Genomic DNA, 16,964 nt, shown 5'->3' with positions numbered 1-16,964 from the left:
GCCTACTACATGAGCAACGGGAACCTGCTGCTGGTCTACGCGGTGTTGTCGATCCTGGCGCTGGTCGTGCTGATCGCGCGCTTCCGGCTCAACCCGTTCATCAGCGTCACCGTGGTGTCGGTGGGGCTGGCGCTGCTGGCCGGCATGCCGGCGCCGGAGATCCTGCCGGCCTACGAGCAGGGCGTGGGCAAGACGCTGGGGCATATCGCGCTGATCGTGGCGCTGGGTACCATGCTCGGCAAGATGATGGCCGAATCCGGCGGCGCCGAGCGCATCGCGCGCACGCTGATCGCCCGCTTCGGCACCCGGAACGTGCACTGGGCGATGATGCTGGTCGCCTTCTGCATCGGCCTGCCGATCTTCTTCGAGGTCGGCTTCGTGCTGCTGATCCCGATCGTGCTCAACGTCGCCCGCCGCACCGGCGTGCCGCTGCTGCTGGTGGGCCTGCCGATGGTGGCGGGGCTGTCGGTGGTGCACGGGCTGGTGCCGCCGCACCCGGCAGCGATGCTGGCAGTAACCGCCTACGAAGCCGACGTCGGCCGCACCGTGTTCTACGCCTTGCTGGTGGGCCTGCCCACCGCGGCGCTGGCCGGGCCGCTGTTCGCGAAGGTCGTCGCGCCGCGGGTGCAACTGCCGGCGCACAACCCGATGGAGGCGGCGCTGCTGAACGAAGGCCACGGTCGCATTCCCGACGAACAGCTGCCGGGCTTCGGCATCACCATCGCCACCTTGATGCTGCCGGTGGCGCTGATGCTGCTGGGCGGCTGGGCCGACCAGATCGCCACGCCCGGCTCGCCGCTCAACCACGGCCTGCGCTTCCTCGGCCACTCGGTGGTGGCGCTGCTGCTGGCCACCCTGCTGAGCTTCGTCACCCTGGGCCTGATGCGCGGCTTCGACCGCGAGCAGATACTGAAGTTCTCGCAGGAATGCCTGGCCCCGACCGCCGCCATCACCCTGCTGGTCGGCGCCGGTGGCGGCCTCAACGGCATCCTCGTGCACACCGGCGTGGCCGCGGAGATCATCAACCTGTCGCAGCGCTTCGAACTGTCGCCGCTGCTGATGGGCTGGACGATGGCCGCGCTGATGCGCGTGGCCACCGGCTCGGCGACGGTGGCGATGACCACCGCCTCGGGCATCGTCGCGCCCATCGCCGCCGCCACCGGCTACCCGCACCCCGAACTGCTGGTGCTGGCCACCGGCGCCGGCTCGGTGGTGCTGTCCCACGTCAACGACGGCGGCTTCTGGCTGGTGAAGGAGTACTTCAACATGTCCGTGGCCCAGACCTTCAAGACCTGGACCGTGCTGGAAACCCTGATCTCCGTCACCGCGCTGCTGCTGGTGATGGCCCTGGCCACCGTGCTCTGAAACCGAAGAATCCCACCATGTTCGACATCGTCTACGAACTGCGCCAACGGCAGCACGAATTCAGCCCGGTCGAGGCGCGCATCGCCAGCACCATCCTCGCCGACGTCGACGCCGCCGCCCAATACGGCGTGACCGAGCTGGCCGAGCGCGCCGGGGTCAGCGCCGCGGCGATCTCGCGCTTCGCCAAGGCGCTGGGCTGCGAGCACGTGCGCGAACTGCGCGCGCGGCTGGCCTCGGCCAGCGCGGTCGGCAAGCGCTTCCTGGAACAGCAGAACGCGCCGCCGGTGTCGGCGCTGTTCGCGCAGATCTGCGACGACATCCAGACCTGCCTGCAGCACAACCTGGCCGGCCTCGACGAAGAGGTGGTGCAGCAACTGGCCGACGCCATCTGCCGGGCGCGGCGCGTCCACGTGTTCGGCATCGGCGGCTGCTCGACGGTGTTCGCGCAGGAAATGCAGAACCGGCTGATGCGCTTCGGCCTGCCGATCGTCGCCTGCAACGACGCGGTGGTGATGAAGATGACCGCGGCCATCACCGGCCCGCAGGATCTTGTATTGGCGCTGTCGGTCAGCGGCATCACCCCGGAAATGGTGTCGGCAGTGGAGATCGCCCGCGGCTACGGCGCCCGCATCGGCGCCATCACCCGCGCCGGCACGCCGCTGGCGTCGTTGAGCGACTGGCTGCTGCCGATCAGCATCGAGGAGACCGATTTCGTGTTCAAACCTTCCGCGTCGCGCTACGCGATGATGCTGGCCATCGACGTGCTGGCCACCACCACCGCGCTCAACGGCGCCGGCGACAACCACGAGCACCTGCGCCGCATCAAGCTGGCGCTGGACCGCTACCGCGGCGGCGACTCGCGCCTGCCGCTGGGCGACTGAACGGATGTACGACGTACTGATCCGCAACGCGCTGGTGCTCGACGGCAGCGACCGGCCCGGCACGCACGGCGACGTCGGCGTGCGCGATGGCCGCATCGTCGCGGTCGGCGCGCTCGACGGCGGGGCCGTGCAGGTCATCGACGCCGCCGGCCGCGCGCTGGCGCCGGGCTTCATCGACGTGCATACCCACGACGACATCGAAGTGATCCGGCAACCGGCAATGACCAGCAAGCTGTCGCAGGGCGTGACCACCGTGGTGGTCGGCAACTGCGGCATCAGCGCCAGCCCGGTGCGCATCCGCGGCGAGGTGCCCGACCCGATGAACCTGCTCGGCGATGCCGGCGACTTCCGCTACCCGGACTTCGCCAGCTACCGCCGTGCGGTGGAAAACGCGCGACCGGCGGTGAACGTGGCCGCGCTGGTCGGCCACACCGCGCTGCGCCAGAACCACATGGACCGGCTCGACCGCGCCGCCACCGCCGACGAGATCGGCGCGATGCGCGCGCAGCTGCGCGAAAGCCTGCAACAGGGCGCGCTCGGCCTGAGCAGCGGCCTGGCCTATGGCTCGGCCTTCCACGCACCATCCGCGGAAGTGGCCGAACTGGCGCGCGAACTGCCGGCCGGCGGCCTGTACGCCACCCACCTGCGCGACGAGTTCGCCGGCATCCTCGACGCAATGGAGGAAGCCTTCGGCGCCGCACGCGCGCCACGCGCCGCGGTGCGCGTCTCGCACGTCAAATGCGCCGGCATCGGCAACTGGGGCCGCAGCCGCGAGGTGCTGCGCCATCTGGACGATGCCGCGCATACGCAGGACGTGGCCTGCGACTGCTACCCGTATGCGGCCAGCGCCTCGACCCTGGACCTCAGGCAGGTCACCGACGCCTACGACATCCTGATCACCTGGTCCGAACCGGAACCGGTGCAGGGCGGGCGCCTGCTGGCCGACATCGCCGCCGACTGGGGCGTGCCGCTGCTGGACGCGGCAACGCGCCTGCAACCGGCCGGCGCGGTCTACCACTGCATGGACGAGGCCGACGTGCGCCGCTTCCTGCTGCACCCGCTGACGATGATCGGCTCGGACGGCCTGCCGCGCGACCCGCGCCCGCACCCGCGGTTGTGGGGCACCTTCCCGCGCGTGCTGGGCCACTACGCGCGCGACGAGGAGCTGTTCCCGCTGCACACCGCCGTGCACAAGATGACCGGCCTGCCGGCCAGCCGCTTCGCGCTTGGCGCGCGCGGCTTCATCCGCCCCGGCGGCTGCGCCGACCTGGTGCTGTTCGACCCGGCGCGGGTGCGCGACATGGCCAGCTTCCACGACCCGGTGCGGGCCGCCGAGGGCATCGATGCGGTGTGGGTCAACGGCGAGCTGGCTTATGACGGCAGCGAAGTAATCGCGCGTCCGGGGCGGTTCATCGCGCCGAACAACTGACCCCTTCTCCCTCCGGGAGAAGGTGCCCCGAAGGGGCGGATGAGGGTACGGGCGAAGCTCCATGCAATCAGGTTATTGCGAGGCTTCGCCCCTGCCCTCTCCCCAACCCCTCTCCCGCCGGGAGAGGGGCTTTGACCATCGCATGAAGGAGCATTCATGACCGACATCAAACGTTACGGCGCCGAAGGCGGCGTCGGCCAGGGCAAGCAGCACATGCCGTTCTCGCGCGCGGTCGAGGCCGATGGCTGGCTGCATGTGTCCGGGCAGGTACCGATGCGCGACGGCGAGCTGGTCGGCGGCACCGTCACCGAGCAGGCGCACGTGGCCATCGGCAACCTGCTGTCGATCCTCGCCGAGGCCGGCTACGGCCCCGAGCACGTCGTGCGCTGCGGCGTATGGCTGGACGACGCCCGCGACTTCTACGCCTTCAACACCGTGTTCAGGCACTACTTCGGCGAGCACCCGCCGGCCCGCGCCTGCGTGGAAAACCGCATGGTGGTGGACTGCAAGGTCGAGGTGGACTGCATCGCCTGGAAGCGCCCGCAGCGCTGACCCGGCAACAACCCTCGCAGGAGCGACGCCAGTCGCGATGGGGCTTTCCCGGTAGAGCCCGGTCGCGACTGGCGTCGCTCCTACCGATCCTTGGAGGCGAGCGGCAAAGCCCCATCGCCCACCCTGTCCATCCGTATCCGGTTGGCGAACAGCGAGAACGCCAGCGCACCAGCCAGACCGTTGGCGCGCTGCAGCCACGGCGGCAACCAGCGCGGCGGCGCCAGCACCCCAGCCTCGAACAGCGGCGCCAGCGTCTGCGCATCGTCCAGCGTCATCTTGCCGGCGAACAGCCAGTGGCAGGTCTTCAATTTCTCGTCGCGCAGCATCTGCCGGAAGAAGGTGTGCACCGACACCAGCCCGCGCAGGTACACCGTGTCCTTGTTGAACGCGCCGCCACCGGACGTGGGCACGCCGCGAAACACCCGCTGCGCCGAGGCGAAGCTTTCCTCCGGCGTCTGCCCGGCGTCGCGGAAATAGCGGAACACCGCGATGAAGTCGGCGCCGTCGCGCGCCATCGCGATGGCCTCGATGCGCAGGCTGACGCGCTTCAGGCGCTGGATGTCGATGCTGCCGGTGATCTGCTCGGCGAAGGTCGCCAGACCTTCCTGGGTCGCGGTGGTGCGCGGCGAGGACAGCGCCAGGCTTGGCAGCACCGTTTGTTCGCGGCCATTGAGCGCGGTCAGCGAATGCACCAGCGCCTCGTGGTGGAACAGCTGTGCGCGGTCGTAGGCGCTGAAACCGGCGCCGCTGCGCAGGCGGATGCGGGTGGCGCCGGCGGCGGCCTTGGCCACCAGCGCCGGGTCCAGCTCCACGCTGATGACGCGCGCGTCGAAGAAGTCGTCGAGGTCGTTCTGCAACTGCAGTTGCAGGGCCACGGCCGACACCGGCACCTGCTCCTCCGGCGCCAGCAGTTCGTGGTCCAGCTCCTGCGCGATGTCGATGAAATGCCGCGCCGCCTCGCGCGTGGCCGGGCCATTGCCGGGCATGGCTTGCTCCGGCGTGCCGAACAACTGCGCCGACAACGCATCGACCTCGTGCGTCCCCAACGCTTCCAGCAGGCGCGCGGCCAGTTCCCAGCTCTGCACCGAATCGCGCAGGTAGCGGCCCAATGGATGCGAGGCATCGGCGGCATCGGCGATCGCGGCCAGCTCGCGCCGCGCATCGGCGAAATCATGCTTCGGGTAGTCCACCCGCGGCAGCACCGGGTTGCCGCGCGCCACGCTGTCGAGGAACGGCGCCTGCGTCGATGCCGGCCAACTGGCCAGCGTCAACAGCCTGATGCCGCGCACCGCCTTGACCAGCCGCGCATCGAGCGCGGCGTGGTGGGTGATGGCCGGGTCGGAGGCAACGGCATTCATGCCCGCACCATACCGTAGGTCGGGGCTACGCCCCCGACACATCGCTTGCCTCAAGCATGCGCGCGTCGGGGGCGTAGCCCCGACCTACCGACACTATGTCGACGGCCTCCCTGCAGTTGCCGGCCAGCGGCCGGCACTATCGCTCAACGCCGCTTCGGTTTTCCCGCCGGCCGCCACTGCGCGCCACGCCCGGCGCTCCGGCGCTCGCTGGCCTGCTCGGCCTGCCGCTGCGCCAGCTTGGCCGCGGCCGCGGCCACTTCCTCGCGCAGCTTGAGGTAGTTCAGCAGGCGGCTTTCGTCGATCTCGCCACGCTCGATCGCCGCGCGCACCGCGCAGCCGGGTTCGTGCTGGTGCGAGCAGTCGCGGAAGCGGCATTGCTCGGTCAGCGCCTCGATATCGGCGAAGCCGCCTTCGGCCAGGGTTTCCTCGCCGGTGGGCTTGAGCTCGCGCATGCCCGGCGTGTCGATCAGGCAGGCGCCGGCCGGCAGCGGCAGCAGCGCGCGGTGGGTAGTGGTGTGGCGCCCGCGCGAATCGCTGCCGCGCACCGCGCCGGTCTTCATCCGGTCATGCCCGAGCAGGGTGTTGGTCAGCGTGGACTTGCCGGCGCCGGAGGAACCCACCAGCACCACCGTGCGGCCCGGCCCCAGCCACGGCGCCAGCGCGGCGGCGCTGGCCGGGTCCTTGCCGTTGATCGCCAGCAGCGGGATGTCCTGCGCCGCCAGGTCCTCCAGCACCGCCAGCGCATCGGCGCCGTATTCGGTCTGGTCGGCCTTGGTCAGCACCACCACCGGCGCGGCGCCGCCGCTGCCGGCCAGCATCAGGTAGCGCTCGATGCGCCGCGGGTTGAAGTCCGCATCCAGCCCGCAGACGATGAACACCGTGTCGATGTTGGCCGCGATCACCTGCTGGTGGTAATGCTCGCCGGCCGCACCACGCTTGACCGAGCTGCGCCGCGGCAGCAGCGCGACGATGCGCGATTCCTCCAGCAGCACCCAGTCGCCCACCGCCGCACGCTCGTGGCTGGGAAAGCGGGGCCGCTGCCACTCCGGCAGCGACTCGGCCTTGCGCGCGGCATCGGCGGCATCGGCCACCACGTAGCCGGAGCGGTGCTGCTCGACCACCCGCGCCGGCCGCGCTGCCGGATGCGCGGTGAAGGCGGCCTGCCACGCCGCATCTTCCGGCGGGCCGGGCCAGGGCCAGCCGATGGGGCGCAACGCGGCGAAATCGATCATGTCCGTCATCGGCCAATTCTAAGCGGCGCGACGGCCCCAGCCGCCTGCCGGCGGCCACTCGGTTCCGCCCGGAACCATTGCCCCGCAGCGCAGCAATTCCGCTACCATGCGGCTTCCACGCCTGTACGGCCCCGCGCAAATGTCAAGCCCCAAACCGCTGCCCACCCGCGAACGCCTGTCCGAAGTGCGCTACGAGATCCGTGGCGAGCTGGCCCGGCGAGCCCGCGAGCTGGAGGCGCAGGGGCGCAGGCTGATCAAGCTCAACATCGGCAACCCCGGCAATTTCGGCTTCCGCGCGCCGGAGCACCTGCAGCACGCCATCGCCGACGACATGGGCCGCACCGACCCCTACACCCACCAGCAGGGCCTGCCGGTGGCGCGCGACGCCATCGCCGCGGCCTATGCCCGGCGCGGCATGCCCGACGCGCAGGCCGAGCGCGTGTTCGTCGGCAACGGCGTGTCCGAACTGATCGACCTGTCGCTGCGCGCCCTGCTCAACCCCGGCGACGAGGTGCTGGTGCCCTCGCCCGACTACCCGCTGTGGTCGGCCGCCACCATCCTCAACGACGGCCGCCCGGTCTATTACCGCTGCCGCCCCGAGAACGGCTTCCAGCCCGACCCGGTGGAGATCGAGACGCTGGTGTCCTCGCGCACCCGCGCCATCGTGCTGATCAACCCCAACAATCCCAGTGGCGCCAGCTACCCGCGCGAGCTGCTGGAAAAGATCGTCGCCGTCGCCCGCCGCCACAACCTGCTGCTGCTGGTCGACGAGATCTACGACCAGATCCTCTACGACGGCGCCGCCTTCCAGCCGCTGGCGCCGCTGGCCGGCGACCACCCGTGCCTGACCTTCAGCGGCCTGAGCAAGGTGCACCGCGCCTGCGGCTGGCGCGTGGGCTGGATGTTGCTGTCCGGCAACGCCGCGCAGCTGGGCGAGTTCCGCGCCGCGCTGGACCTGCTCAGCGCGCTGCGGCTGTGCGCCAACGTGCCCGGCCAGTACGCCATCGACGCGGCGGTCAACGGCCCGGACACCATCACCGCGCTGTGCTCGCCCGGCGGCCGCCTGTACGAGACCCGCCGCGCGGTGATAGACGCCTGCGCCGCGAGCGAACACCTGGAGCTGGTCGCCCCGGCCGGCGCGCTGTACGCCTTCCCGGCCGTGACCGGGCCGGCCGCGCAGGGCTTCGACGACCACGGGTTCGCGCTGGAACTGATGGACGACGAGGGCGTGCTGGTGGTGCCCGGCTCCAGCTTCAACGTGCCCTACCGCAACCACTTCCGGGTGACCCTGCTGCCCGACGCCGACACCATGCGCGACGTGTTCGGCCGCATCGACCGCGTGCTCGCGCGCCGTGCCGAACGGGTGACCAAGGTAGTGCCGCTGAAACCCCGCAGCGCGGTCGGCTGATGAGCGAGGAACGAGTGGAGAGGAACGAGGAACGAGTGAAATCCGGAGCAGCGACGGCTGTCGCCTTCCCTCGTTCCTCGTTCCTCTCCACTCGTTCCTACCTGGCCCTGGGCGATTCCTACACCATCGGCGAAGGCGTGCCGGCCGCGGACACCTGGCCGTTCCTGCTGGCCGCGGCACTGCGCGGGTGCGGCATCGCGCTGGACGACCCGCAGGTGATCGCCACCACCGGCTGGACCACCGACGAACTGGCCGCCGCCATCGACGCCGATCCACCGCAGGGAACGTTCGCGCTGGTGAGCCTGCTGGTCGGGGTCAACAACCAGTACCGCGGGCGGCCGCTGGCCGAGTACCGCCAGCAGTTCGAGCAACTGCTGCAGCGGGCCATCGCGCTGGCCGGCGAAAACGCGCGGCGGGTGCTGGTGCTGTCGATTCCCGACTGGGGCGTGACCCCGTTCACGCAGGCGCAGGCGCGCGACGCCGCCACCGTCGCGCGCGAGATCGACGACTTCAACGCCGCCGCCCGCGCCTGCTGCGGCGACTACAACGTCGCCTTCGTCGACATCACCCCGGCCAGCCGCGAACGCGGCGCCGAAGCGGCGATGCTGGTCGATGACGGCCTGCACCCTTCCGCGGCGATGTACCACCTGTGGATGGAGCAGGTGCTGCCGGTCGCGGCGGACATGCTGCTGGCTGCCCCCCACGCTTGAGCCGACAATGGCTCCCTTCCCGCCGTCCCACCCGGGCCGGCGCCATGACGAGAATTCCGTGAGAAAAACCTACCGCCTCGATATCGAAGGCAAGCATCCCGAACGCCTGCTGGAAGCCGGCAAGCACGACATCCGCAGGTACATCAAGCGCGAGCGCGGCAAGGCGCTGCCGGCGGACGCCGATTTCTGGGACTTCGACAGCAAGGCCGGCATCGACGAAGCCAGCGCGCAGCCGGTGCCGTTGGCCGGACTGATCCGCGCGGTGGATGCGCTGGTCGCCGCTGGCAACACGCAGTTCTACGTGGAAGTGCTGCGCAGGCCCGGCAAACGCGCCCCGCGCCCGATGGTCGAAACGGTCGTGCCAGCGGAAAGCGATTTCGAGGATTGACGGCAATGCCCGGCGGCAGCGTTACCGCTGGAACCATCGCCGGGCGGATCCTGCCCTACGGAATGCGGATGCCGGGACAAGCCACGCTGCGAAGCGGCGTTGGCTTGGATGAATTGTCAGGCCCCACTCGCAGTTCCCCCGACTGATGGCCCTTTGAGCTCGATCACGTTGCCATCCGGGTCCAGGAAGTACAGCGATAAACCGTCGCCCTCTGCGCCAAAATTGATCCCGGCGCTGCCCAGCGGCGCAAGACCGTGGCGCTCGAGATGAGCAACCAGATCGGATTCATCGAATGGCTCGATGCGCAGGCACAGGTGATCCACGTTCCTCGCTTCCTTCCCGGGCGCAGCACCACCGCGGGAGCCAAGCGTCCCGTCCACGCTCACGAGATCGATCATCGAAGCGCCTGCCCGCAAGTGGACAAGACCAAGGTGCTCACGTTGCCTGACGACGTCACAGCCAAGCACGGATCGATAGAAGTCAACGCTTCTGCCCAAGTCACCGACCCGAAGGACCACATGGTCGATGCGTTGCACGGAGAATGGTTTTGTCATTGGCGACTCCATGAGATTTCCGTGGGGCCCGGAGCATCCGAACAAGCCGCATTGCGAAGCAACGCCGGCCTCCATGGACTCCGGAGCTTACCCGACAACACCGACGCCCCGGCGCCTGCGGGTCCCGGCTGAACCCTCAATCTGCCGCCGCAGCCGCAGCGCGCAGCCGGTCCTTCCTGCTGGGCCGGCGACCCTTGATGCCGCCGCTGCCATCGGCCACCCGTGGCGTCGGCGCGGCCATGTCCATCGGCTCGAAACCGGGCCGCACGGCAGGCTCCATTTGCAGGCCATTGCGCTTGCAGATCAGCCGCCAGTGCGCCAGCCCGGCGGCATCGACGAAACTCACCGCCAGCCCTTTCCCACCGGCCCGGCCGGTACGGCCGATACGGTGCGGATAATCGACCGGCGAGCGCGGCAGTTCGTAATTCACCACCACCGGCAAACCGGCGACGTCGATGCCGCGCGCGGCCACGTCGGTCGCCACCAATACCTGCAACTCACCGTCCTTGAACGCCTGCAGCGCGCGCACGCGGCGGCCCTGCGAAAGCTCACCATGCAGCGCCTGCACGCCGATGCCGCGCTTGCGCAGCACGCCTGCCAGGCGGTCGCCCTCGCGGATGCTGCCGACGAACACCAGCACCTGCCGCCATTGCGGGTCGTCCAGCAGCGACAACAGCAGTTCGCCGCGACGGCCGGCATCCACGCGGATGGCGCGTTGCTCGACGTCCGGCTGCGCCTGCGCGACGGCCTGCAACCACCGCGGCGCACGCAGGCCGGCGGCGGCCAGTGCCTCGATCTGCCCGGGGAAGGTGGCCGAGAACAAGGCCGTCTGCCGCCGCGTGGGCAGTTCGGCGAGGATCTGCCGCAATTCCTCGCCAAACCCCAGTTCCAGCAGGCGGTCGGCTTCGTCCAGCACCAGCAGCTGCACGTGCCGCAACGACAACGCGTTGTGCGCCAGCAGGTCGAGCAGGCGCCCCGGGGTGGCCACCACCACGTCGGCACCGCCACGCAACGCCATCATCTGCGGGTTGATCGACACCCCGCCCACCGCGCACACCACCCGCGGCTGCCGTGGCAGCTCGCGGCCCAGCGTGGCGAACACGTCGGCCACCTGCAACGCCAGCTCGCGCGTCGGCACCAGCACCAGTTGCCGCAGCACCCGCGGCTTGCGCGGCGGCGCGTCGAAGAAGCGTTGCAGCGCCGGCAGCACATAGGCCGCGGTCTTGCCCGAACCGGTCGGCGCCAGCGCCACCACGTCCCGTCCCTCCAGCAGCACCGGCACCGCCTGCCGCTGGATCGGCGTGGGTGCCCCATAGCCGGCCTGCCGCAATGCCCGCTGCAATGCCGGCAACGCACCAGGGGACAAACCGAGTGTGGAAAAAGGCATCGTGCGGTTCCGGGAGCGGCGGCGTGGCGGGGGCGAGTCTATGCCGTTTCCAGCGGCAGGCGCGCCTGCAGGCCACGCGCCTGCAGTTGCCGCAGCACCGCCTCCACGATGGCGGCGTTGTGCCCATGCGCCGCGCCTTCATGCAGCAGCACGATCGCGCCGGGTGCGAGCCCGCCGGCAATGCGCGCCACCACGGTTTCCGGCGTGCAGCCGACGCCGTCGAATCCGCGCGCGCTCCAGCCCACCCGCGCCAGCCCATGCCGATGCAGCACGGCGGCGACGAACGGGTTGGTCATGCCGACCACCGAGCGGTACCAACGTGGCGGCGCGCCGGCGATGGCCGCCAGCACCTGCTGGCAGTCGCCGATTTCCCGCGCCAACGCCCGCGGCCCCAACGCCCAGAACCGCGCCTGCGGGTGCGACTGGCTGTGGTTGCCCAGCCCGTGCCCGCGCCGCAGCACCTCGCGCACCAGTTCCGGCCGCGCCGCCGCCCGCGCGCCGACCATGAAGAACGTCGCGCGGGCATCGTGCCGGTCGAGCGCATCGAGGATGGCGAGGGTGTCGTCCGAAGGGCCGTCGTCGATGGTCAGCCACACCGCCGGGCCGGGCAGCCGCGCCAGTACCGGCGCGTAGAAACGGCTGTTGGGCAGGAACACCGGCAGCAGGAACAGCGCGTGGCTGGCCAACAGCAGCGGCAACCCGGCCTTCCAGCCCAGTTGCCACCAGACCAGCGCCACCAGCGCCTGCGACGCCAGCAACCACGGCACCCAGCGCCAGGGATGGACCGGAATGCGATGCAGGGTTCCCGTGGCGGTCATGCCCCATGATGCCATGCGGCGTAGAATCGCCTTCCGTCTCCGACTACTTCCACGAGTTCACGATGTCCCTGGATCCCGCCCTGCGTGCGCGCATCGAATCCCTCCTCGGCGCCAACCGCGCCGTCCTGTTCATGAAGGGCCAGCCGTCGATGCCGCAGTGCGGCTTCTCGGCCAAGGCCGTCGGCGCGCTGCAGGACCTGGGCGTGGACTTCGCCCACGTCAACGTGCTGGCCGACGGCGAAATCCGCGAAGGCATCAAGCTCTACGGCGACTGGCCGACCATCCCGCAGCTGTACGTGGACGGCGAACTGGTCGGCGGCAGCGACATCATCCTGCAGATGGCCGGCAGCGGCGAGCTGAGCACCCTGCTCGGGCTGGCGCCGCCGGACCGCACCCCGCCCAGCATCACCATCACCCCGGCCGCCGTGGAAATGCTCAAGGGCGCGCTGGCCGACGCCCCCGGCGCCGCGCTGCAGCTGGGCATCGACGCCCGCTTCCAGCCGAACTTCCAGCTGGCCCCGTTCGACGCCAACGCCATCGCCGCCGAATCCAACGGCCTGCGCGTGCAGTTCGACACCGCCAGCGCGCGCCGCGCCGAAGGCATCACCATCGACTGGGTGGACGACATCCGCGGCAAGGGCCTGGCCATCGACAACCCCAACGCGCCCAAACCGGTGCAGGAACTGGACGTGCGCAGCGTCGACGACCAGCTGCGCGCCGGCACCCTGACCGTGGTGGACGTGCGCCCGGCCGACGAGCGCGCCATCGCCGCCATCGGCGCGCCGTTCGAGACCTTCGACGGCGACAACCGCGCCCGGCTGGAAGCCCTGCCCAAGGACACCCCGCTGGCCTTCCTGTGCCACAAGGGCGGGCGCAGCGCGCAGGCCGCCGAGGCGTTCCGCGCACTGGGCTTCACCCGCGTCTCCAACGTCACCGGCGGCATCGATGCGTGGGCGCAGGAAGTGGACAACGGCGTGCCGCGCTACTGATCGCGGGCACGCCCTTGCACCACGGGAAGCGCCGGCGAAAGCCGGCGTTTTCGTTCCGGTAGTGCCGGCCGCCGGCCGGCATCCGCAGGATGTAGGCCGGGGCCACGTCCCCGGCGCTCCGTAGCCATGGCGTCGGGGGCATAGCCCCGACCTACCCGGCGAACCCGCCCTCAGCCAGGTAGTGCAGCTCTTCCGGCGTCGGGATCCGCCCCAGCACCGCGTTGCGGTGCGGGAAGCGCCCGAAGCGGCGGATGATGTCACGGTGCAGTTCGGCGAAGCGCAGGTACTCCAGATCGCCGAGCACCTCGAACATCGCCACCGAGCGCTCCTGGTCCTGCAGGTTCTCCGAGTGCTCGAACGGCAGGTAGATGAAGGCGCGCAGTTGCGGCGTCAGCTCGCGGTCCAGCCCTTCCTCGATGGTGCGCATGGCGTAATGCCGCGCCAGCCCGTCGGTGGCATAGGCATGGGCGGTGCCGCGGAAACAGTTGCGCGGGAACTGGTCGAGCAGGACCTGCAGCGCCAGCGCGCCCTCGCCGCTGTGCAGCCAGTCCTCGCAGCCGCGCTCGGCGGCAGTGAAATGGGCATCGAGGAAGCGCAGGCGGAATTCGTCGTCGAACGCGTCGTCGCGGGCAAACCACCGCCGTGGCCCCGCCGCACGCCAGAATTCCACCACCGCCTGTACTGCTTCCATCACACCGCCTCTCGTCGCAGGGTCCCGGCCATCCGGAGCGCCGGCGCAGCTTAACCCGCGCGGGGCGCCAGACGGCGTGGCCCGCGGGCCCGGCACGGCCCCGCATGGGCGCGCCGCCGGCCCCGTTTTCGGTTAGGGTTGCCGGTGGATACGAACCATCGGGGAGAACCGGCCATGCGCATCGGGATCGTCGTGGATTCGGCCTGCGACCTGCCGGCCGACTTCATCAGGGAACACAACATCGTGCTGCTGCCGATCACCGTGCGCATCGGCGAAGCAGTGCTGGCCGACCACCGCGAGGAAGACGCCACCCTCAACTTCCTGCACACCCACGTGGCCGAGCGCGGCGCCGAGGCCGAAACCATCCCCTACAGCGTCAACCAGATCCGCGACCTGTTCCTGGACCACCTGGTCATCGACTACGACCACGTGTTCTGCATGACCATCACCAAGACCCGCAGCCCGATCCATGACAACGCGCTGCAGGCCAGCTTCGCCATCCTCAACGAATACCGGCCGATCCGCCAGGCCGCTGGTCACAATTCGCCGTTCGCGCTGCGCGTGATCGACACCCAGAACCTGTTCGCCGCGCAGGCGGTGACCGCGGTCGAGGCGGTGCGGCTGCGCGACGAGGGCGCCAGCGTGGCGCAGATGCGCGAGCAACTGGAGAAGCTCGCCGGCAACGTCCACGGCTACATGATTACCCGCGACCTGTACTACATCCGTGCCCGCGGCCGGCACAAGGGCGACCGCAGCGTCAGCCTGTTCAGCGCCGCCCTCGGCAGCGCGCTGGACATCAAGCCGGTGCTGCATGGCTACCGCGGCGAAACCGCGCCGGTGGCCAAGATCAAGGGCTTCGACAATGCCGTGCAGCAGTTGTTCGACTTCGCCAGCCGACGCGTGGTCCACGGGCTGCTGACGCCGGTGGTGTGCATCAGCTACGGCGGCCCGCTGGACGAACTGCGCGCCCTGCCCGGCTACGCCGGCCTGCGCGACACCTGCGGCGCCAAGGGCGTGCAACTGCTGGAAAGCGTGATGAGCCTGACCGGCATGGTCAATGTCGGCAAGGGCGCGGTGACGATAGGGTTTGCCGACGAGCCGCACGAATTCGACGCCTGAGCCACGCAACCCGGCGCCGCCACGACGCTTTCCAGGAGAACACCACATGCCCGTGCACTACTCGATCTCGCTCCCCGACCCGGCCGCCGCGCGCGGCGCCGACCCGCGCCTGTCGTTCACCGCCAACGGCGCCGACACCTTCGCCGAACAACTGCAGGACGCGCTGCGCACGCCGGCGTTGTTCGAGCGCTGGAAGGCCACCCAGGACGAGCCCGACGACGTCGACCCCGCGCTGGGCATCACCGATCCGGAGGCCACGGTGATCGGCCGGCAGTCGGACCTGCGCATCGACCTGGTCGCCATCACCCGCATCCCCGGCGACGTGCTCAAGCAGCGCCTGCGCCTGCTGGCCGGGCGCCACTGGGAACTGCGCGACGTGCGCTGACCCGTGCTTCCGGTCCTGTTGTGCTGGAGCGGCGGCAAGGACGCAGCATGGGCCTTGCACACGCTGCGCCAGCGCGACGACACCCGCGTCGTCGCACTGCTGAGCACGCTGACCGAAGGCCACGGCCGCGCCTCGATGCAGGGCGTGCGCGAGGATGTGCTGCAGGCGCAGGCCGATGCCGCCGGGCTGCCACTGCTGCGCGCGTGGATACCGCAGGCCTGCGACAACGCCGTCTATCTGCAGCGCATGGCGCAGGCACTGGCGGCGGCGCGGCAACGCTGGCCGGCATTGCGCACGCTGGCGTTCGGCGACCTGCTGCTGGAGGACATCCGCCAATGGCGCGAGCGGCAGTTCGCCGGGCTGGGCTGGGACTGCCGGTTCCCGTTGTTTGGCGACGACACCGGCGCGCTGGCGCGGCGCATGATCGACGGCGGCCTGCGCGCGCACCTGTGCTGCGTGGACACGCAGTTGCTGGATGCCGGCTTCGCCGGCCGCGCCTTCGACCATGCCCTGCTCGACGCCCTGCCCGCCGGCATCGACCCCTGCGGCGAGAACGGCGAATTCCACACCTGCGTCGGCGCCGGGCCGATGTTCGCCACGCCGCTGCGCCTGCAACAAGGCGAAAACGTGCTGCGCGAGAACCGCTACGCCTATACTGATTTCATGCCAGCCTGATTTGGCACCCACCATGCAATCCCGGTTGCCCCACAGCGACGCAAGTCGCGATGAGGCTTTGCCGATAAAGCCCCACCGCGACTTACGTCGCTTCTACACGCACGCGCGCAGGAGAGCCCGCTGACTGCCGCAACACACTTCGCTTTCAGTCGCGCAATGCCGCGGCGTGGTGAGCGATGTGCTCGTCGATGAAGCTGGCAATGAAGTAGTAGCTGTGGTCGTAGCCCGGCCGCAGGTGCAGTTGCAGCGGATGGCCGGCGGCCTCGCAGGCAGCCTGCAGCAGCTGCGGGCGCAGTTGCGTGTCGAGGAATTCGTCGGCCCCGCCCTGCTCGACCAGCAGCGGCAGGCGTTCGCTCGCACCGGCGATCAGGGCGCAGGCGTCGTACTGCTTCCACGCCTCGCGGTCCTCGCCCAGATAGGCGGCGAACGCCTTCTCGCCCCACGGCACCTGCGACGGCGCCACGATCGGCGAGAATGCCGACACGCTGCGGTAGCGGCCGGGATTGCGCAGTGCGATGGTCAACGCACCATGCCCGCCCATCGAATGCCCGCTGATCGCGCGCGCGCCGCTGGCCGGGAAGTTGGCCTCGACCAGCGCCGGCAACTCCGCGGCGACGTAGTCGTGCATCCGGTAGTGCCGCGCCCACGGCTGCTGCGTGGCGTTGACGTAGAAGCCGGCGCCCTTGCCCAGGTCGTAGCCTCCGGCGTCGGCCACATCGTCGCCACGCGGGCTGGTGTCCGGCGCGACCAGGATGATGCCGTGCTCGGCCGCATGGCGCTGCGCGCCGGCCTTGGTGATGAAGTTCTGCTCGCTGCAGGTCAGGCCGGAAAGCCAGTACAGCACCGGCAGCCGGGCGCCGGTTTCCGCCTGTGGCGGCAGATAGACGGCGAAGTCCATCTCGCAGCCCAGCACCTCGGAGCGGTGGCGATACACGTCCTGCCAGCCGCCGAAGCAGGCGCGGTGTTCGATGCGTTTCATGTTGGTTCTCCCGTCTCGCGAAAAACCGGTAGGAGCGCACCTTG

Annotated in this window: 18 protein-coding genes; 11 read left to right on the top strand and 7 right to left on the bottom strand. The window is 70.1% G+C overall.

Annotation, left to right across the window (positions count from 1 at the left end):
- Positions 1-9 precede the first annotated feature (9 nt).
- The 4 genes from MIC98_RS05350 (at position 10) to MIC98_RS05335 (ending at position 4,227) form a co-directional block, all read left to right on the top strand.
- On the top strand, positions 10-1,365 hold the full coding sequence (locus MIC98_RS05350) for a gluconate:H+ symporter (RefSeq protein ID WP_239736342.1): 1,356 nt from the start codon (positions 10-12) through the stop codon (positions 1,363-1,365).
- 17 nt (positions 1,366-1,382) lie between these two features.
- Entirely contained in the window at positions 1,383-2,246 is an 864-nt protein-coding gene (locus MIC98_RS05345) for a MurR/RpiR family transcriptional regulator (RefSeq protein ID WP_239736341.1), read from the top strand.
- Between the two features lie 4 nt (positions 2,247-2,250).
- Positions 2,251-3,675 (top strand): D-aminoacylase, encoded by a 1,425-nt coding sequence (locus MIC98_RS05340; protein WP_239736340.1) that lies wholly within the window; start codon positions 2,251-2,253, stop codon positions 3,673-3,675.
- Between the two features lie 156 nt (positions 3,676-3,831).
- Positions 3,832-4,227 carry a RidA family protein gene (locus MIC98_RS05335; RefSeq protein ID WP_239736339.1) on the top strand — a complete coding sequence of 132 codons (396 nt, stop codon included), beginning with the start codon at positions 3,832-3,834 and terminating at the stop codon, positions 4,225-4,227.
- 80 nt (positions 4,228-4,307) lie between these two features.
- Here the strand turns inward: MIC98_RS05335 and MIC98_RS05330 are convergent, their stop codons facing one another.
- Positions 4,308-5,585, bottom strand: coding sequence for a flavohemoglobin expression-modulating QEGLA motif protein (locus tag MIC98_RS05330; RefSeq protein ID WP_239736338.1), 1,278 nt, complete (start codon positions 5,583-5,585; stop codon positions 4,308-4,310).
- 143 nt (positions 5,586-5,728) lie between these two features.
- Positions 5,729-6,826, bottom strand: a complete 1,098-nt coding sequence (gene rsgA / locus MIC98_RS05325; protein WP_239736337.1) for a ribosome small subunit-dependent GTPase A — start codon at positions 6,824-6,826, stop codon at positions 5,729-5,731.
- A gap of 130 nt (positions 6,827-6,956) precedes the next feature.
- On the opposite strand from rsgA, the gene MIC98_RS05320 reads away from it, so the two are divergent.
- The 3 genes from MIC98_RS05320 (at position 6,957) to MIC98_RS05310 (ending at position 9,323) form a co-directional block, all read left to right on the top strand.
- A complete protein-coding gene (locus tag MIC98_RS05320) occupies positions 6,957-8,225 on the top strand; it encodes a pyridoxal phosphate-dependent aminotransferase (RefSeq protein ID WP_239736336.1) in 1,269 nt (422 codons plus the stop codon).
- A 101-nt stretch (positions 8,226-8,326) separates the two neighbouring features.
- Positions 8,327-8,935: an SGNH/GDSL hydrolase family protein gene (locus MIC98_RS05315; RefSeq protein WP_239738038.1), complete on the top strand. Its 609-nt coding sequence runs from the start codon at positions 8,327-8,329 to the stop codon at positions 8,933-8,935.
- Between the two features lie 58 nt (positions 8,936-8,993).
- A complete protein-coding gene (locus MIC98_RS05310) occupies positions 8,994-9,323 on the top strand; it encodes a DUF6172 family protein (protein WP_239736335.1) in 330 nt (109 codons plus the stop codon).
- 116 nt (positions 9,324-9,439) lie between these two features.
- Here MIC98_RS05310 and MIC98_RS05305 read toward each other — a convergent pair whose 3' ends face one another.
- From MIC98_RS05305 to MIC98_RS05295, 3 genes are all read right to left on the bottom strand, one after another.
- A complete protein-coding gene (locus tag MIC98_RS05305) occupies positions 9,440-9,877 on the bottom strand; it encodes a VOC family protein (RefSeq protein ID WP_239736334.1) in 438 nt (145 codons plus the stop codon).
- A gap of 136 nt (positions 9,878-10,013) precedes the next feature.
- Positions 10,014-11,264: a DEAD/DEAH box helicase gene (locus MIC98_RS05300; RefSeq protein WP_239736333.1), complete on the bottom strand. Its 1,251-nt coding sequence runs from the start codon at positions 11,262-11,264 to the stop codon at positions 10,014-10,016.
- A gap of 38 nt (positions 11,265-11,302) precedes the next feature.
- Complete coding sequence (locus MIC98_RS05295; protein WP_239736332.1) at positions 11,303-12,082, bottom strand: polysaccharide deacetylase family protein; 780 nt, start codon at positions 12,080-12,082, stop codon at positions 11,303-11,305.
- A 62-nt stretch (positions 12,083-12,144) separates the two neighbouring features.
- Between MIC98_RS05295 and grxD the strand changes: the two genes are divergently transcribed.
- Entirely contained in the window at positions 12,145-13,071 is a 927-nt protein-coding gene (grxD, locus tag MIC98_RS05290; protein ID WP_057639786.1) for a Grx4 family monothiol glutaredoxin, read from the top strand.
- A gap of 151 nt (positions 13,072-13,222) precedes the next feature.
- Here grxD and MIC98_RS05285 read toward each other — a convergent pair whose 3' ends face one another.
- Positions 13,223-13,762, bottom strand: a complete 540-nt coding sequence (locus MIC98_RS05285; protein ID WP_239736329.1) for a DUF924 family protein — start codon at positions 13,760-13,762, stop codon at positions 13,223-13,225.
- Positions 13,763-13,936: 174 nt separating this feature from the next.
- Here MIC98_RS05285 and MIC98_RS05280 point away from each other — a divergent pair, with 174 nt between their 5' ends.
- Genes MIC98_RS05280 through MIC98_RS05270 form a run of 3 tightly spaced genes read left to right on the top strand, consistent with a single transcriptional unit; the run spans position 13,937 to position 15,941 of the window.
- Positions 13,937-14,881, top strand: a complete 945-nt coding sequence (locus tag MIC98_RS05280) for a DegV family protein (RefSeq protein ID WP_239736326.1) — start codon at positions 13,937-13,939, stop codon at positions 14,879-14,881.
- Between the two features lie 46 nt (positions 14,882-14,927).
- On the top strand, positions 14,928-15,266 hold the full coding sequence (locus tag MIC98_RS05275) for a hypothetical protein (RefSeq protein WP_057639759.1): 339 nt from the start codon (positions 14,928-14,930) through the stop codon (positions 15,264-15,266).
- A gap of 3 nt (positions 15,267-15,269) precedes the next feature.
- Complete coding sequence (locus MIC98_RS05270; RefSeq protein ID WP_345772149.1) at positions 15,270-15,941, top strand: ATP-binding protein; 672 nt, start codon at positions 15,270-15,272, stop codon at positions 15,939-15,941.
- Positions 15,942-16,086: 145 nt separating this feature from the next.
- On the opposite strand, the gene fghA is transcribed toward MIC98_RS05270, so the two are convergent.
- Positions 16,087-16,920, bottom strand: a complete 834-nt coding sequence (gene fghA, locus MIC98_RS05265; RefSeq protein ID WP_239736321.1) for an S-formylglutathione hydrolase — start codon at positions 16,918-16,920, stop codon at positions 16,087-16,089.
- Positions 16,921-16,964: the final 44 nt, after the last annotated feature.

This window comes from Stenotrophomonas sp. NLF4-10 (genome assembly GCF_022359915.1).
Lineage (GTDB): Bacteria > Pseudomonadota > Gammaproteobacteria > Xanthomonadales > Xanthomonadaceae > Stenotrophomonas > Stenotrophomonas daejeonensis.
This window is presented reverse-complemented; position numbering and strand designations above follow the sequence as displayed.